Source organism: Streptomyces sp. NRRL WC-3549, assembly GCF_000721935.1.
In the GTDB taxonomy this organism is placed as follows: Bacteria; Actinomycetota; Actinomycetes; order Streptomycetales; family Streptomycetaceae; genus Streptomyces.
On sequence record NZ_KL585406.1, the window covers coordinates 39,520 to 40,772 of the forward strand.

1 protein-coding gene and 1 pseudogene are annotated in these 1,253 nt (G+C 71.7%); both read left to right on the forward strand.

All coding sequences use genetic code 11. The features are described 5' to 3' along the window. Window positions 1-853 (forward strand): ATP-binding protein (locus tag IH13_RS37825; protein WP_031085931.1); only part of this gene is annotated, 853 nt, incomplete at its 5' end. Between the two features lie 164 nt (window positions 854-1,017). Continuing rightward, a pseudogene (locus IH13_RS0118790) lies at window positions 1,018-1,253 on the forward strand (phage tail sheath family protein); the annotation flags it as partial.

Below are 1,253 nucleotides of genomic sequence, written 5' to 3' on the forward strand. Positions count from 1 at the left end.
CCGTATCGAGCCCGCCGTCGGCTGGGACGACCTGGTCCTGCCGCCGACGACCCGCCGTCAGCTGGGCGAACTCGCGCTGCGGGCCCGCCACCGCGAGCAGGTGCTCGGGCAGTGGCGGATGCGTCCGGGCGGCGGCCGGGGGCGCGGGGTGATCGCCCTGTTCGCCGGTGAGTCCGGCACGGGCAAGACGATGTCCGCCGAGGTGGTGGCCGCCGAACTCGGCATGGAGCTCTACGTGGTGGACCTGTCCACCGTCGTGGACAAGTACATCGGGGAGACCGAGAAGAACCTCGAACGGATCTTCGTCGAGGCGGCCGAGGTGAACGGCATCCTCCTCTTCGACGAGGCGGACGCGGTGTTCGGGAAGCGTTCGCAGGTCAAGGACGCGCACGACCGTCACGCCAACGTGGAGTCGGCGTACCTGCTCCAGCGGATGGAGTCGTTCGACGGCATCGCGGTGCTCACCACCAACCTGCGGGCCAACCTCGACGAGGCGTTCACGCGCCGGCTCGACGTGATCGCGGAGTTCCCGATGCCCGACGAGGAGCAGCGGCTCGCCCTCTGGGACCGCTGCCTGGGCACGGACCTGCCGCGCGCCGGGGACCTGGACCTGTCGTTCTGTGCCCGGCGGTTCGAGCTGGCGGGCGGCTCCATCCGGGCGTGCGCGGTGACGGCCGCCTACCTGGCGGCGGAGGCGGGCGGTCCGCTCGGGATGGAGCAGGTCGTCTCGGCGGTCCTCCAGGAGTACCGCAAGCTCGGACGGCTGGTGCTGGAGAGCGAGTTCGGTCCCTGGCTGGGCGGCGGCCGGGACGGCGGGAACGGCCGGGACGGCGGGAACGGCCGACGGCCCTGAGCCGGTGCCGGCGCGCAGGGCCCTGACGGGCAGTTCCTCCCCGTGCGGGGTGCCCCGGAAGGCAGTGTCCTCTGCCCTGCCTCCAGGACCTTCGGGCCTGTTCCGCGGCGTGACGGCCGCGTGAGACTCGGCAGTGACCGAGTGGGCCATCTGAAGGAGCGAGCATGCCGTCGTACCTCACCCCGGGTGTTTACGTGGAGGAGGTGCAGTCCGGAGCACGGCCCATCGAGGGAGTCGGCACCGCCGTGGCCGCCTTCGTCGGCTTCGCGGCGTCCGGCCCCTTCCACCAGCCGACGCTGGTGACGAACTGGGACCAGTACGTCCAGCTCTTCGGCACCTTCACGCCGGACACCTATCTCGCGCACGCCGTCTACGGCTACTTCGCCAACGGCGGCGGCAC